The sequence below is a fragment of the Chelatococcus asaccharovorans genome (genome assembly GCF_003201475.1).
In the GTDB taxonomy this organism is placed as follows: Bacteria; Pseudomonadota; Alphaproteobacteria; order Rhizobiales; family Beijerinckiaceae; genus Chelatococcus; species Chelatococcus asaccharovorans.
This window is the reverse complement of the sequence record NZ_QJJK01000001.1, coordinates 411,349-425,254: the sequence shown is the minus strand read 5'-3', so window position 1 is coordinate 425,254 and position 13,906 is coordinate 411,349. Positions and strand designations below refer to the sequence as shown.

At 64.3% G+C, this 13,906-nt stretch carries 13 protein-coding genes and 1 pseudogene; 8 read left to right on the top strand and 6 right to left on the bottom strand.

Annotated elements, in window-relative coordinates:
• Positions 1-27: 27 nt before the first annotated feature.
• The 5 genes from C7450_RS02090 to C7450_RS02070 form a co-directional block, all read right to left on the bottom strand.
• Positions 28-1,266 carry an SDR family NAD(P)-dependent oxidoreductase gene (locus C7450_RS02090; protein ID WP_110372710.1) on the bottom strand — a complete coding sequence of 413 codons (1,239 nt, stop codon included), beginning with the start codon at positions 1,264-1,266 and terminating at the stop codon, positions 28-30.
• On the bottom strand, positions 1,263-2,447 hold the full coding sequence (locus C7450_RS02085) for a thiolase family protein (RefSeq protein ID WP_110372709.1): 1,185 nt from the start codon (positions 2,445-2,447) through the stop codon (positions 1,263-1,265). The genes C7450_RS02090 and C7450_RS02085 overlap by 4 nt, the downstream gene beginning before the upstream one ends.
• 1 nt (position 2,448) lies before the next feature.
• Complete coding sequence (locus tag C7450_RS02080) at positions 2,449-2,880, bottom strand: organic hydroperoxide resistance protein (RefSeq protein ID WP_110372708.1); 432 nt, start codon at positions 2,878-2,880, stop codon at positions 2,449-2,451.
• Positions 2,877-3,692: an aspartate/glutamate racemase family protein gene (locus tag C7450_RS02075; RefSeq protein ID WP_110372707.1), complete on the bottom strand. Its 816-nt coding sequence runs from the start codon at positions 3,690-3,692 to the stop codon at positions 2,877-2,879. The genes C7450_RS02080 and C7450_RS02075 overlap by 4 nt, the downstream gene beginning before the upstream one ends.
• Before the next feature lie 363 nt (positions 3,693-4,055).
• On the bottom strand, positions 4,056-4,865 hold the full coding sequence (locus C7450_RS02070; RefSeq protein WP_110372706.1) for an alpha/beta fold hydrolase: 810 nt from the start codon (positions 4,863-4,865) through the stop codon (positions 4,056-4,058).
• Between the two features lie 101 nt (positions 4,866-4,966).
• On the opposite strand from C7450_RS02070, the gene C7450_RS02065 reads away from it, so the two are divergent.
• The 6 genes and pseudogenes from C7450_RS02065 to C7450_RS02030 all read left to right on the top strand — a co-directional run bounded on the left by C7450_RS02065 (position 4,967) and on the right by C7450_RS02030 (position 11,613).
• On the top strand, positions 4,967-6,118 hold the full coding sequence (locus tag C7450_RS02065; protein ID WP_210206341.1) for an ABC transporter substrate-binding protein: 1,152 nt from the start codon (positions 4,967-4,969) through the stop codon (positions 6,116-6,118).
• Positions 6,119-6,151: 33 nt separating this feature from the next.
• On the top strand, positions 6,152-7,195 hold the full coding sequence (locus C7450_RS02060) for a branched-chain amino acid ABC transporter permease (protein ID WP_110372705.1): 1,044 nt from the start codon (positions 6,152-6,154) through the stop codon (positions 7,193-7,195).
• On the top strand, positions 7,192-8,961 hold the full coding sequence (locus C7450_RS02055) for a branched-chain amino acid ABC transporter ATP-binding protein/permease (RefSeq protein ID WP_110372704.1): 1,770 nt from the start codon (positions 7,192-7,194) through the stop codon (positions 8,959-8,961). The genes C7450_RS02060 and C7450_RS02055 overlap by 4 nt, the downstream gene beginning before the upstream one ends.
• Entirely contained in the window at positions 8,961-9,671 is a 711-nt protein-coding gene (locus C7450_RS02050) for an ABC transporter ATP-binding protein (protein WP_425351129.1), read from the top strand. The genes C7450_RS02055 and C7450_RS02050 overlap by 1 nt, the downstream gene beginning before the upstream one ends.
• Before the next feature lie 787 nt (positions 9,672-10,458).
• Positions 10,459-10,888: pseudogene (locus C7450_RS35050) on the top strand (transposase); the annotation flags it as partial.
• 26 nt (positions 10,889-10,914) lie between these two features.
• On the top strand, positions 10,915-11,613 hold the full coding sequence (locus C7450_RS02030; protein WP_110372701.1) for a nucleotidyl transferase AbiEii/AbiGii toxin family protein: 699 nt from the start codon (positions 10,915-10,917) through the stop codon (positions 11,611-11,613).
• Positions 11,614-11,992: 379 nt separating this feature from the next.
• Here the strand turns inward: C7450_RS02030 and C7450_RS33430 are convergent, their stop codons facing one another.
• Positions 11,993-12,706 carry an HNH endonuclease gene (locus tag C7450_RS33430; protein ID WP_146227236.1) on the bottom strand — a complete coding sequence of 238 codons (714 nt, stop codon included), beginning with the start codon at positions 12,704-12,706 and terminating at the stop codon, positions 11,993-11,995.
• Between the two features lie 85 nt (positions 12,707-12,791).
• Between C7450_RS33430 and C7450_RS02020 the strand changes: the two genes are divergently transcribed.
• Both C7450_RS02020 and C7450_RS02015 read left to right on the top strand, forming a co-directional pair.
• Positions 12,792-13,544 (top strand): restriction endonuclease, encoded by a 753-nt coding sequence (locus tag C7450_RS02020; protein ID WP_170147002.1) that lies wholly within the window; start codon positions 12,792-12,794, stop codon positions 13,542-13,544.
• Positions 13,545-13,708: 164 nt separating this feature from the next.
• Positions 13,709-13,906 carry a type II toxin-antitoxin system Phd/YefM family antitoxin gene (locus C7450_RS02015; protein WP_110372698.1) on the top strand — a complete coding sequence of 66 codons (198 nt, stop codon included), beginning with the start codon at positions 13,709-13,711 and terminating at the stop codon, positions 13,904-13,906.

The window sequence follows — 13,906 nt, the reverse complement described above, 5'->3', positions numbered from 1 at the left end:
GGCTCCTGTCGGAAGGGGTAACGTCGATCAGCTCAGTTCGCGTTCGAGCGCCTTGGGATTGGCTGCGAGGCGGCGGCGGACGTCCTGTGCCACGTCGCCGACGAACACCTCTTCCAGCCCGTTGCGCAGGCCGGAGACGATCGCCTCCGCGACAGCGCGCGGCGCCACCTTCGGCGGCGGCAGGGTCTGGAACCAGTCGCCGTCGATCGGCCCGGTGAAGACGTTCATCACCTTGACCCCGCCGCTGCGCAATTCGGCGCGCAGGCAGTGGGACAGCGAGAGGCAGCCTGCCTGCGCGGCCGCGTGGGCACCAAAGGGCGGCCAGTTCGCCAGCGCATAGACGGAGAGGACATTGACCCAGGCAGCGGCGCTGTCGACGCCGTCGGCGCCGCGCATGCGCATGGTCGGGCCGAAGCTCTGGGCGAGATGCACCAGGCCCATATAGGTCTCGGCCAGCTCCATCTGAAAGAAGCTGGTGCCCTTGCGGTCGGTGAGTCCGCCCGGCCGCACGAATTCGGCAGTGTTGACGAGGATGTCGGTCTTGCTGGCGATGTCGGCCGCGAGGTCGCGAACCGAGCGCTCGTCGCCGAGATCGAGCGGGACGAGCTTGACGCCGGGGAGAGTGCGCAAACGCTCCTCCTCCGGGAATGGCTTCCAGCGATCAGGCACGCCGACATGAACGATGCGCGCCCCGGCCTTGACCAGGGCGTCGACGGTGGCGAGCCCGACGGCGGAGCGCCCGTTCGTCACCAGGGCGCGCCGGAATTTCGGGTCCGCGGTCAGTTCCCGCCATTGCCGGTCGTCCTGCATCGCCGGAGTCTCCTCTTGCGGCTTGGCGAAGGCGACCGCCTGTCCGCTCTTGTCGAGTTGCAGCGAGAGGCGCACCCGTTCGCCTGCGACGCAGTCGCCGTGGAGATGGGAGACCAGGATCGGGCCGCAGTCCAGCTCGACCAGGCCGATGCGCCAGGGCGCCCGCTCGCGGAAATAGACGTCCGCCGGCACGCGCACTGTCGTTTCCGACACGAGCTTGCCGCCGTTCGGGGCGTCGACGAAGGGCAGGTCCGTCGACAGGCATTGCGGGCAGATGTCGCGGGCCGGGTAGCAGAACGCCCCGCAATGGGTGCAGCGCTGGAGGGCGAAGCGGCCTTCCGCCGCGGCACGCGTCAACCCGTGCGAGGTTCGGCTGCGCGCGGCCGGTGGCTGGGAGGGAAGCTGCGTTCGATTGAGCGGACTACGCTTGAGCGGAGGCGAGAGCGGCTCGGTCATGCCGATGGTCCCGTGAGTATCGCGGCGCCGGAAGACAGCCCGCGGTCATAGTTGATCATGCCGAAGCCGGAAGCCAGCGCCGTGCGCGCGCCTGCGACCTGGGTCGGGCCAGCCATGCCGAGGACCTGGCGCAGGGCCTCTGTCATCCCGAGATAGCCGCCGCCGGCTCCGGCCTGGCCGACGGAGAGCTGGCCGCCGGAGGTGTTGTGCGGAAAGTCGCCGCCGATGGTGAAATCGTGCTCGCGCACGAAGCGCGGTCCCTCGCCCTTGGCGCAGAAGCCGAGATCCTCGAACTGCATCATCACCACGAAGGGATAATCGTCATAGGTGAGGACGACGTCGATGTCGTCCGGCTGTACGCCGGCCATGCCGTAGAGATCGGAGACGTCCATCGCCCAGCCGCCGCGGGTCTGGACGACGTCCTCGGCGAAGGCGTTGTGGCGCTCGATCGTGCCGGCGATCCGGGCCGCCGGCAGGTTGAGCGAGGCCGCGATGTCCTCGCGCATGACCAGGAAGGCCTCGGCGCCGGCGCAGGGCATCACGCAGTCGAACAGATGGATCGGGTCGGAGATCGGCCGCGCCGCCATATACTGCTCCAGAGTGAGCGGCGTCTTCATCAAGGCATGCGGATTGCGCAGCGCATTCGCCCGTTGCGAGACGGCGATCCGGCCGAAATCCTCCCGCGTCGCGCCGAAGCGCGTCATGTAGTGCCGGGCGATCAGGGCGAAGCTGGCATTGGCGCCGCCGGCGCCATAGGGGTAAGCGGCATCCTGGGCGAAGCGTGAGAAATTCTCCAGCGTCCGGCGGAAGGTGTCGACCTGGTTGGTGTCGCCGGCGATGCAGGCGACGACATCGGCATCACCGGCCTGGACGGCGCGCGCCGCCTTGCGCAGGCCGGCGATGCCGCTGACGCCGCCGAGGGGGATCGTGTCGAGCCAGCGCGTGCTCAGCCCGAAATGCTGGGTCAGCGCGACGGCGGAATCCGGCTGGAGCGTGAAACTCGACACCACGAGCCCGTCGATCGCGCGCTTGTCGAGCCTTGAGGTCTCGACGAGTGCCTTCAGAGCCCGGCCGATCCACCATTGCGCGCTCTCGAGCGAGTAGCGCTCATAGGGGATCGTCACCGGCGCCGCGACCACCACGCCGTCGTAGGGGCGGCGCAGCCTTGCCGCTTCGCTCATCTCAGACGACCGTCAGTACGACGGGGACATTGCCGCGCGTCGCGTTGGAATAGGGGCAGCGCTGATGCGCGCCTTCGACGATCTTCTGCGCCAGAGTCCGCTCGACGCCGGGCAAGGAGACCTTGAGCTCGACCGCGAGCGCATAGCCGGTGGCGATTGGGCCCATGCCGATCCGGGCGGTCACGCTGGCATCGTCCGTCAGCGGCACTTTGCTGGTGCGGGCGACGAGCTTGACCGCCCCCAGGAAGCAGGCGGCATAGCCGGCTGCGAAGAGCTGCTCGGGATTAGTCCCCTCGCCACCCGGTCCGCCGAGTGCCTTCGGCAGCGACAACGTCAGGGCGAAAGCGCCGTCGGGGCTGCTCGCCGTGCCTTCGCGGCCGCCGGTCGCTGTCATCTCGGCCTCGAAGAGGATCTTGTCGGGAACGGTGGTCATGGGCGGTCCTCGCTCGATGCTGCTGTGATGGAGGTGCCGCCATGTCGGGCGAGGCGGCTGAAATCGTCACGCGCGCGCCGGCTGGCCAGCGCGAAGCTCGGGCCTCTGCTCGGCTGCGTACCGTTGAGGCGCTGGAGCTGGACCCACATCTCGGCCGATTTCAGCGCTACGGCGGCGCAATTCACCACCGGCGCATGGGCGACCCTGAGATTGTGCTCGGAGCAGAGCAGCAGGCCGGGCAGGACGCCTGCCGGCACCAGCACGTCGCAGCCCGCCTCGATCAGGGGCTGGGCGCAGACGGTGAAATCGGCGAGCATGCTCAGTCTGGCACTCTCGTTGCCGGCGAAGGCCTCTGAGAAATCCTCCGGCTTGCAGCCGAGCCCCACGATGCCGCCGATGCGGCTGCCGAGGCCGTAGCGATCGGCCTGCTCGTAGTGATAGGTCGCAAACACTTTGTCGATCGTCACCAGCCCAAGGCGGCGGCCGAGTTGGGAGGCCGCGAGCAATGTCGCCTCGCCGGTGCCGACGACGGGGATCTGAAGGGCCGAGCGCAGCTCGTAGAGCCCGGGGTCCTGGAAATGGCCCATGACATAGGCGTCGAAGCCGTCATCTTCGGCTTTCAGCCCGTTGTCGATCGCTGCGACGGCACAGCGCAATTCGCTGAGCCGGCCGAAATCCCGGTCGGGTGGCGTCAGCCCGGCGACATGGACGCTTGTGTCCGGCGCCGCAATCTCGTTCAGATAGGAGGAAAGCTTGATGAGATAGGCCGCGTTCAGGCTTGCATCGACGAAGCTTTGCCAGAAAATCTTCATGAGCCGCGAGATCCCTCGGGGTGTGGGCATCATCGCTCGTGCCCGAATTAATTAAAGCACGAAGAATCGTTCGGTCAAGCGCGAGTAGCGGCGATGCGATGGGCGACGCTCTCCCCATATGTTCGGTTTGGCCGCACCGATCCGGCGCGTTCTGCCGCGATCTCTTGGGATTCTGCCAGCTTTCGTCAGCTGAGAAATACGGAAAGTCCGCGTTATGACGGTTGACGGATTTTCGAAAGATATTTAGGACATTAAATAATTGCTCCCCGCCGCTCTCTCCGCGGCGAGGTGAGGCGCGGGGGAACGGAGAAGACGATCGTGGCGAGGCTCACTTTGTCTGCGGAACGCATCCCATTCCCGGGATCAGCAGCCATGGTCGCGCAGGAAGCCATCGACTTGCTCGGCGAAGATCGCCGGCATCTGGTCGGGGAAGGGCACCTGCGCACCAGGGATGCTGCGCATCACGCTGCCGCAGATCGCGGCTGCGACCGCATTGCCGGATCGGGCATTCGGGTCATTCTCGGGTACCAGCACCAAGGTGGGGCAGGCGATCAGGCCGAGCCGGTCTTCCATGCGGTAGCGATTGACGACGCGGTGGCCTTCCACCGCCAACGGTCCGCTGCGCAGCGCGTCGGCCATGAAGCGGCGCAGCAGCTCGGTGTCGTTTTCAGGATAGAACGGGCGGCGACGGTTCCAGAGCTCGGCGAGATGACTGCCGTCGGCGCGCTCGGTCACGTCGTCGATGACGCGCTGGTTCGCATGGCGCTCGCGGCGGGCGGCGTCGACGAAGGGGCAGGCCGAGAGCACGGCCGCCGCGACGCGATCCGGCGCGCGAGCGGCGATCTCGGCTGCGATCGCGGCGCCGGTGTGATGCCCCACGACGGCGAAACGCTCGACAGCCAGGGCGCTCAGCAGCTCAAAGGCAGCCGCTGCCCAGCCCTCGATCGTGGGTATGCCCGGCAGCGGCTCGGAATCGCCGAAGCCCGGCGTGTCGATGGCGATGGCGCGCCGGTGCCCGCCGATCAGTGGCAGGACGTCGCGATACTCGTCCCAGGAGCGCGGGGTCTGGTGGAGCAGCAGGACGGGAAAGCCTGCGCCGCACGTCGCGGCGTGCATGCGGCCATATCCGACGCCGATGAAGTTGCGTTCAATGATGGGGTCAGTTTTCGGCATGAGAGATGCATTCCGGAAACAAGAGATCTGCGATGACAGGTTGATTCAATACTGCTATTGATCTTCGATAATCAATGTAAAACAGGTGAGGGGAAATAAAGATGTCACGCTTTGGCAAGGTCTGTATTTCGCTCGCTGCGCTCGCAGCGATGACGTCCGTCGCCCGCGCCGACATCACCGTCGGCTTCGTCACCTCGCTGAGCGGGGCAGGTTCTTCGATCGGCATTCCCTATGGACGCGGCATCGCCGCGGCCTTCGCCTATCGCAGCGAAGTCGCGGGCCAGAAGATCAAGCTGATCCAGCTTGACGACGCCTCCGATCCGTCCGCCGCCACCCGCAACGCGCGCAAGCTCGCGGAGGAGGAGAAGGTCGATATCCTGATCGGCACCGCGACCGCGCCCTCGACCATCGCGATGGCGGCCGTCGCCAGCGAGCTGAAGGTGCCGTTCATCGCCATCTCGCCGATCCAGCCGACGGCCGACCCGAACAATCAATGGGCGATCGCGATCCCGCAGCCGGCACCGCTCCTGGTCAAGGTGGTGGCCGATCGCATGAAGCGCGACGGCGTCAAGAAGGTCGGCTATATCGGCTTCTCCGATGCTTGGGGCGATCTCGTCTACAATGGCGCCAAGGCTGCCGAAAGCCGCGGTGACATCGAGGTCGTCACCAATGAGCGCTATGCCCGCACCGACACCTCCGTCACGGGCCAGATCCTCAAGGTCGCCGCCGCCCGTCCGGATGGCGTCCTTGACGGCGGCTCGGCGACACAGGGCGCGCTGCCGCTGCTGGCGCTGGCTGAGCGTGGGTACAAGGGCAAGATCTACGGCACGACGGCCCTGGTCAATCCCGATTTCGTGCGCGTCGGTGGCAAGGCAGCCGAAGGCATCCTGGTCTCGACCGGTCCGGTCATCGTCGCCGATCAGCTCCCGGACGGCCACTTCTCCAAGGCTCTTTCTGCCGCCTTCCGGGAAGCGTTCCTGAAAGCCAACGCGGTCCCGTCGACCGACGGCTTCTCGGGTTACTCGTTCGACGCCTGGCTCGTGATGCTCGATGCGGTGCCGCGCGCGCTCAAATCCGCGCAGCCGGGTTCACCCGAATTTCGCACCGAGCTGCGCAACGCCTTGCTCTCGACCAAGGAAGTCCCGGGCGTCCATGCCGTCTACAACTTCAAGCCGGGCGCGACCCACGGCGTCGACGAGCGGAGCCTCGTGATGGTTCAGCTGAAGAACGGGACCTGGACCTACGCACCCTGAGGCGCGGCCAGGAGAGGATAGAGAACCATCGGCATGACGAGCGATATCGCGGCGATTCTCGCCATCGACGGAATAGCGACCGGCGCCATCTATGTTCTGGTTGCAGTCGGGACGGTACTGATCTTTACGGTCACCCGCGTGATGTTCATTCCCTTCGGTGACATCGCGGCCTTCACGGCGCTGACCCTAGCGGCTCTCGAAACCGGGCATCTCCCGGGAACGGTCGGCCTCGTCCTGGTGCTTGCAGTGCTGGCCTCGCTGGCCGAGTGCTGGTCGCTCGGCCGGAGCGGGAGGGGGCGTCATATCCCGAAGGCGCTGGCCTTCTATCTGCTGCTGCCAGTGCTGGTCGCCTTGTTCGTGCGGTTGGCCTTGCCGCTGGCGCCGTCCATGCCGGTCCGCATCGTGCTGGCGCTGCTGCTTGTCATGCCGATCTCGCCGCTGCTCGACCGGATCGTCTTCCGGCCGATCGCGGATGCGAGTGTGCTCCTCCTGCTGATCGTCTCGATGGCGCTGCATTTCGCGCTGGTTGGGCTCGGCCTGCTCTTCTTCGGGCCGGAGGGGGTGCGCACCCAACCGCTGACGGATTCCGCCTTCGAGGTGCTCGGCGTCCACGTCAATGGCCAGACGCTGCTGATCGTGATCGCCTCGATCGTGTTCAGCGGGCTGCTCTATCTGTTCTTCGGCTTCACCCTGACCGGCAAGGCCTTGCGTGCCACGGCGGTGAACCGCACCGGTGCGCGGCTGATGGGCATCCGCCCGGCCAGGTCGGGCACCATCGCCTATCTCGTCGGTTCGCTGATGGCCGGCGTCTCCGGCATTCTGGTCGCGCCGGTCAACACCATCTTCTACGACTCAGGCTTCCTGCTCGGCCTCAAGGCCTTCGTCGGCGCGATCATCGGCGGGCTGGCCAGCTATCCTGGCACCGCTATCGGCGCCGTCTTCGTCGGCGTGCTGGAAAGCTTCGCCTCCTTCGAAAGCAGCGCGCTGAAGGAGGTGATCGTCTTCTCCCTGCTCATCCCGATCCTGATCTGGCGCTCGATCGTGTCGCCGCATATCGAAGAAGAGGTCGAGGAATGACTCGCGCCCAGCTTGCCACCGTGAAGATCGTGGCCGTGCTGGCGCTCGCCGCCGCGCCTTTCCTGCTCAGCCCGTTCTCGATCACGCTGCTGAACTATGTCGGCATCTACTCGCTCGTTGCCGTCGGCCTCGTCCTGCTTACAGGCATCGTCGGCATCATCTCCTTCGGCCAGGCCGCCTTCATCGGCATTGCCGCCTATGCCACGGCATGGGTCTCGGCGATCAACGGCCAGTCGCCCTGGCTCGGCCTGGTCCTGGCGATCGTTCTCACCTGCACCGTCGCGGCCGTGCTCGGACTGGCGACGCTGCGCCTGCAAGGGCATTTCCTCTCGCTCAGCACCATCGCCTGGGGGCTGTCGATCGGCTTCCTGTTCGGCAATATCGACGGGCTCGGCGGCTTCAACGGCCTGTCCAACATCCCGCCGATCTCGATCGGCTCCTATGCGCTGAGCGAGGGCTGGCAGATCTACTACCTGATCTGGGCGTTCGTGGTGGCCGTGCTGATCCTGCTGAACAACCTGCTGAACTCGCGCCTCGGCCGGGCCATGCGCACCATGCGCGGTGGCAAGACGCTGGTCGAAAGCCTCGGCGTCAGCGCTTATTGGGTCAATCTCACCGCTTTCGTCATCGCCGCCTTCCTCGCGGCACTGTCGGGGTGGCTCTACGCCCATCTCAGCCGCTTCATCAGCCCGACACCATTCGAGCCGCTGGCCGGCATCGAGTACCTGATGATGGCGATGATCGGCGGTGCGACCAGCCTGCTCGGCGGCATCGTCGGCGCGGCGGTGATCATCTTCCTGAAGAATGCGGTGCAGGACTATCTGCCTGTGATCGCCAAGGGTGCCTCGGGCCAGCTCGAGATCGTCGTCTTCGCCAGCATCTTCATCTTGTTCCTGCAGCGTGCGCGGCAGGGCATCGTGCCGTTCCTCTCGCGTTTCCTGCCTCAGCCACAGCCGAAGCGCCCGGAGCCTGCGCCGCCCCTGCCGCTGCGCAACCAGCCGGCGCCGGGCGAGGTTCTGCTGCAGGTCGAAGGCGCCGAGCGACGCTTCGGCGGGCTCATCGCCGTCAACAAGGTCTCGTTCGAGGTCCGCGCCGGCGAGATTCTGGGGCTGATCGGCCCCAACGGCGCCGGCAAGAGCACGATGTTCAACCTGCTGACGGGCGCGCTTGCCTGCAACAGTGGCAAGATCGTCTTCGCCGGCCGCAGCATCGAGCGGCTCTCGCAAGCGAAGATCGCGCGTGCCGGCATCGCCCGTACCTTCCAGCATGTGAAGCTGCGGCCGCGCATGACGCTGCTCGACAACGTCCTGCTCGGCACTTATACGCGGACCAAGGCCGGTCTCATCTCCGGCGCCCTCCGGCTGGAGCGGCAGGAGGAGGCGAGCGCCCGCGCCGAGGCGATGCGGCAACTGGAGCGAATCGGCCTCGGCGATCATCCTTTCGAACTCGCCGGCAACCTTCCGCTCGGCAACCAGCGGCTGCTGGAGATTGCCCGTGCATTGGCCGCCGATCCGTTGCTGCTTGTCCTCGACGAGCCTGCAGCCGGCCTGCGCCGCAACGAAAAGCAGAAGCTCGCCGAGCTTCTCGCTAATCTGCGCCGCGAGCATGTCACCATCCTGCTGGTTGAGCACGACATGGAATTCGTCATGAACCTCGTCGACCGCATCGTCGTCATGGATTTCGGCACCAAGCTCTGCGAGGGCGATCCGGCGGCGATCCGCAACGATGCCCGCGTGCAGGAAGCCTATTTGGGGAGCACGGTCTGATGGCGCTGCTATCCCTCCGCAACGTCAGTGTTTCCTACGACAAGGTGGAGGCCGTGCGCGACGTCTCACTGGACGTCGAGGCAGGCCAGATCGTCTCGGTGATCGGGCCGAACGGAGCCGGCAAGACAACGATGATGCTGGCGACCATGGGGCTTCTGCCGTTGGCGGGGGAGGTGATCTTCGAGGGCTCCAGGCTCAACGGGCTCGAGGTCGAGGAGCGCGTCGAGCGTGGCATCTGTCTCGTACCGGAAAGGCGCGAGCTGTTCGCCGACATGTCCGTCGCCGACAATCTGATCCTCGGCTCGTACAGCCTGAAGGACCGCTCCGGCGTCGATGCGGCCTTGCAGCAAGTCTACCAGCGCTTCCCGCGGCTGCTGGAGCGCCGGCGTCAAAAGGCCGGCACGCTGTCGGGCGGTGAGCGTCAGATGCTGGCGCTGGGCCGAGCCCTGATGGCCAAGCCGAAGCTGCTCATCCTTGACGAGCCGAGCCTGGGCCTGGCACCGCTGATCGTGCGCGAGATCTTCCGGACGATCGCATCGCTGCGCGAGCTTGGCGTCTCCGTCTTGCTGGTCGAGCAGAATGCGCGTGCTGCGCTAGAGACCGCGGATTACGGCTATGTGCTGGAGACCGGGGAAGTCATCCAGGAAGGCTCGGCGAGCTCGTTGATTCACGATCCTAAACTCATAGCAGCCTATCTCGGCGGACACTGAGGCCGTTCAGGCCTCGGTCGCGCGGGATCGCTCTCGTTCACGGGATCGCTCTCGCCCGCGCGCCAGCAATCGCAGCCGGCATTTGGCGGGAGAGCGAGGGCTCAAGGCCCGGTCCTTGGCAGAGCGTGTCGAGCAGAAGGCCGTGGATGTCGAGCCCCTTGAGTGGCAAGGAGCCTCATTGCCGCGGACATTAGGTAGGCACGACTTGTGTCATAGCCCGCGGTAGAGGGGAACCTTCATCGGCTCGTGTCAAATGCCGCGTGAAGTGTTGCTCGCGGCGACGCCTGACGAGAGAGATCAGCCAGCACAGCACGAAATAGATGACCAGCAGGAAACCGTACACGAGATAGGCCGGACGGCCGCCGGGCGTGAGCATAGTCTGCTCGATGATGACCTGATCTGCGCGGAAGACTTCTTGCCCGCGGCACAAGGTTTACGAGGGCGACGGATGGAGGCTCTATACACCGCGCCACCGGCCCGACGCTAGCCTCGGCGGTCATCTCACCTTCGCGCTTCGCTATGAAGGGCTCGATATCGCCGTTCTGAAGAGACTGTTCCTGGCCACGGGGCCGGAGCCGATTGCGGCGCTTGTCCGTGCAGCGCCAACCGGCTCTCACGCACGGCGGATCTGGTTCCTGTACGAATGGCTGCTCGATGCCCGGCTAGATCTGCCTGACACCACCCAAGGGAGCTATGCCCTTATCGTCGACCCCGGCCAGCAACGGGCGATTGAAGGGACGACATCGTCACGCCATCGCGTGAAGAACAATCTGCCCGGCACGCCCGCCTACGCACGGTACTCGAGAAGAAGCCGACCGAGGGCACGCACTGGACGGTCCGATCCGCCGCCGCCGAGACCGGCCTCTCCAAGACCGGCCCCCTCCAAGATCGGCCTCTCCAAGACCGGCCTCTCCAAGACGGCGGTCGCCCGTATTCTCGCTCTCTTCGGTGTGCAGCCGCATCGTTCGAAGAGCTTCAAGCTTTCCACCGATCCCGCCTTCGTCGACAAGGTGCGTGATATCGTTGGCCTCTACCTCAACCCTCCCGACAACGCCATCGTGCTGTGCATCGGTGAGAAGACCCAGATCCAGGCGCTCGAACGAACCCAGCCGATCCTGCCGTTGGGGTTGGGGTACGCCGAGGGCGTCACCCACGACTACATCCGACATGGCACGACGCCCCTATTCGCGGCGCTCGACATCGCCAATGGTCAGGTGACCGCGTCCGTCGCGGAGTAAGGAACATGGCAACCGCCATTCAGAAAATCACCCTGTCGTCCTCGCGCGACATCCCCTTCAACAAGTTGGTGCTCAGCCAGGCGAACGTCAGGCGCGTGAAATCCGGCGTCTCGATCGAAGAACTGGCCGAATCTATCGCCCGACTTGGCCTCATTCAGTCGCTGCAAGTCCGTCCCGTCGTCGACGCCGAAGGCGCGGAAACCGGCATGTTCGAGGTTCCTGCGGGCGGCAGGCGCTATCGGGCGCTGGAACTGCTTGTGAAGCAGAAGCGCCTCAACAAGACCGCGCTCGTGCCGTGCGTCGTGTCCGACGCTAACCGCGCCATCGATGTTCTCTGCTATGAGCCCGGCTACACTCTTGTCGAAAAGCTCCAGACCCTTTCCACCAAGTTCCGGCAGCAGCAGGCTTCCGGAGAGATGCCCGTCAACTTCATGCGTCACGACTACGACGTCTCCTGTCTCCTGGAGGACGAAGGCGTCCGGGCTTTCATCGGCACCCCGGAATACCGGGCACACAAGGCCGATCGATTCCGAGGCGGGGATGAGCCGAACCTGCGGCGGAACGAAGCCTTTCGTCTCAGCGACCCCGCGACCCGACAGATCTATGCTGATGCCTATGAGCGAACCCGCGCCCTCTACTACAGGGATCGGCCTTCGCTCGACGCGATCCTCGCTCAACTGGACGCGAATCTCGATGGATTGTGATTCCTTGAAGGTCAGGCGTGGTCGGCAGGGGCGAGATGGCAGGCCGTGGTAGACCAAGCCTCTGTCAGTCTGAAATTGCCATTCTTGCGGTGACACTTCGGTGACACTGGCAATTTTTACGAGACAGCACTTTCAACTAAGTTGTTGATTTTTATTGGCGCGCCGCACCGGGTGATGATGAGAACTATGTCTACGCTATAGCCCTCCATTAAGAGGAGCTCGAATCCTTCTCGTTCCGCTGCGTGCGCTCTCAGGTGATGGAGGGTGTCAGCTTGCGAAATGCCGGTTGGCTTTCGGAATATGGCGCGGCTCCATCAATGGCTGGGACTTCCGCTGCTCCTCATCCCTGGAAGGCTGTCGCTCGGCGTTTATCAAACCCTTAGTGCTCCCAATGGACCTCCGTCGCAAGGTATTCCCATATAACCGACCTAACCCGCAGGCCTTGGCTATCGTCCACCGTGTAACGATAGGTGCCGTCTTGCACGACGATCCAGTTTCGATCCATGTCCAAGCCAGTGGCAATGCGTGTCATCATCCGACTGCCCACCTCGGGCCACGCGGCCGGGCCGCCCGCGGCGCCTAGCCCTTCGAAATCCTCGCGTTCGTATTCCGACATGCTTTCCAACGGGCGAGCCCAGACTCGGAGTGGCGCTTCCATCTTCGGCTCGCCGTATTCGAAGTAAGCATGGCCTCGCGCGTTCTTGAGGACCACGCGATCGATACGGTCCATGTCTGGTTGCCAGACGATGCGCGTTTCCCCTCCCGCCGTCTGAAACTCTCTCTTTGTCCGATCAATCATTGCGCGCAGGGCCGCGCTTTCGGTTAGAGCTCGCGCCGCACTCGCACTCCGTTGCTTTTCGGGATCAGTCGAGCCGGCGAGAACGCAGCTCAAGAAGGTGACGGCATACTGCTCGTCTCGTGAAAAGCCGTTGTTGCAATCACGACAGATTGTGACGATGGGGAGGTGATGCGGGCGAGGTTTGATCAGCAAGCTCTTCGTCGGAACGTGATCCTCGGTCGTATCGAGTTCAGTGAGCCATTTCGTGCAGTGGATGCACCACGACTTCTGTCGGTCATCTACGAATTCTTCCACTCTCTCCAAAGTATCCTCCTGCGCTCCGGATAGTGTAGCATGCTTGCCGCTGGGCGGTGGTATGCGTTTTGGGGGGGCGATCACGATGAAGGACGTGTGGGAAGACTGGAAACTCTACGAGCGCTTGGTCGCTCGATTGATGGCGGACCAGCTTTCGACGGAGTTTTGCGTGACTCCGAACGCTTCGATTCGGGGGGGCATTACAGGTATCAAGCGACAGATCGACGTTCTGATCGAAGCGCGACATGACACCGACAACACTCGGCGGATCATCGTTGACGCGAAGCGGCGGAAGCGCAAGATCGATGTAAAGGATGTAGAGACCTTCCGGGGGATGATGGAAGACGTAGGCGCAACCCATGGCTATCTCATTTGTCCTTACGGACACACGCCAGCGGCGGAGAAGCGAGCCCAAACCGCGGTGAGCATTCGCTTGCTGCCGCTCGACCGTCTTGAGGATTTCGATCCGAGAACTTGGCCTCGCTGCTCTCGCCCGAAGTGCAGGAACGGACGCGTTTTCTGGGACGGCTATCCGGAGGTCTCGCTCGGCCTTCTTGCCCTTAACGGCACGCCGACACGACGCGCGTTCGTCCATAGCGTCGGCAAGTGCGATCGTTGCGGAGTCTTTCATGTGTCCTGTGCGACCTGCCATCAGATCCTCTGCGTTCCCGAGGACGACGATACCGACATAGGTCATCAGTGCGCGTGTCGACTGCCGTGGTTCTGGCTCGCCTCGATCGAGGCGGATGAGCGAGGTGCGCAGTCAGCCGAACTTCATCTCGTTATGGGCCTTTGCGAGGTCCGGACGGTAAACCGACGATCTCTATCTACGGCGTGATTGCCCGCACGATGTGCAATGTAGCGGCACGAGCCGAGATGCCGTCACGTCACTTCAAGGTGTGTTCGAAGAGCGTGGGTTGCTGATCCCCAACTGCGATCGATTGCTATTGCATTCACTCACGGAATAGCCAAAATAGCTATTTTAAGGGATACGGTGCTCTCATGCGAACGATGTCCGCGAAGGACGCAAAGAACAGTTTCGGCATGCTTCTGGACTATGCGCGTGCTGCGCCGGTTCAGGTCGAGAAGCATGGCAGGCCGGTTGTCGTTGTGATGAGTGTCGAGGAGTTCCAGCGTCTGAATAAGCCGGCTAAGCGGCCAGATGACGCGATGCGGAATACGGTGAAGGTCGGTCGTTGA

Coding starts and splice junctions, on each gene's coding strand:
- C7450_RS02090 (WP_110372710.1), bottom strand. CDS start 1,266: ATGACCGAGCCGCTCTCGCCTCCGCTCAAGCGTAGTCCGCTCAATCGA.
- C7450_RS02085 (WP_110372709.1), bottom strand. CDS start 2,447: ATGAGCGAAGCGGCAAGGCTGCGCCGCCCCTACGACGGCGTGGTGGTC.
- C7450_RS02080 (WP_110372708.1), bottom strand. CDS start 2,880: ATGACCACCGTTCCCGACAAGATCCTCTTCGAGGCCGAGATGACAGCG.
- C7450_RS02075 (WP_110372707.1), bottom strand. CDS start 3,692: ATGAAGATTTTCTGGCAAAGCTTCGTCGATGCAAGCCTGAACGCGGCC.
- C7450_RS02070 (WP_110372706.1), bottom strand. CDS start 4,865: ATGCCGAAAACTGACCCCATCATTGAACGCAACTTCATCGGCGTCGGA.
- C7450_RS02065 (WP_210206341.1), top strand. CDS start 4,967: ATGTCACGCTTTGGCAAGGTCTGTATTTCGCTCGCTGCGCTCGCAGCG.
- C7450_RS02060 (WP_110372705.1), top strand. CDS start 6,152: ATGACGAGCGATATCGCGGCGATTCTCGCCATCGACGGAATAGCGACC.
- C7450_RS02055 (WP_110372704.1), top strand. CDS start 7,192: ATGACTCGCGCCCAGCTTGCCACCGTGAAGATCGTGGCCGTGCTGGCG.
- C7450_RS02050 (WP_425351129.1), top strand. CDS start 8,961: ATGGCGCTGCTATCCCTCCGCAACGTCAGTGTTTCCTACGACAAGGTG.
- C7450_RS02030 (WP_110372701.1), top strand. CDS start 10,915: ATGGCAACCGCCATTCAGAAAATCACCCTGTCGTCCTCGCGCGACATC.
- C7450_RS02020 (WP_170147002.1), top strand. CDS start 12,792: ATGAAGGACGTGTGGGAAGACTGGAAACTCTACGAGCGCTTGGTCGCT.
- C7450_RS02015 (WP_110372698.1), top strand. CDS start 13,709: ATGCGAACGATGTCCGCGAAGGACGCAAAGAACAGTTTCGGCATGCTT.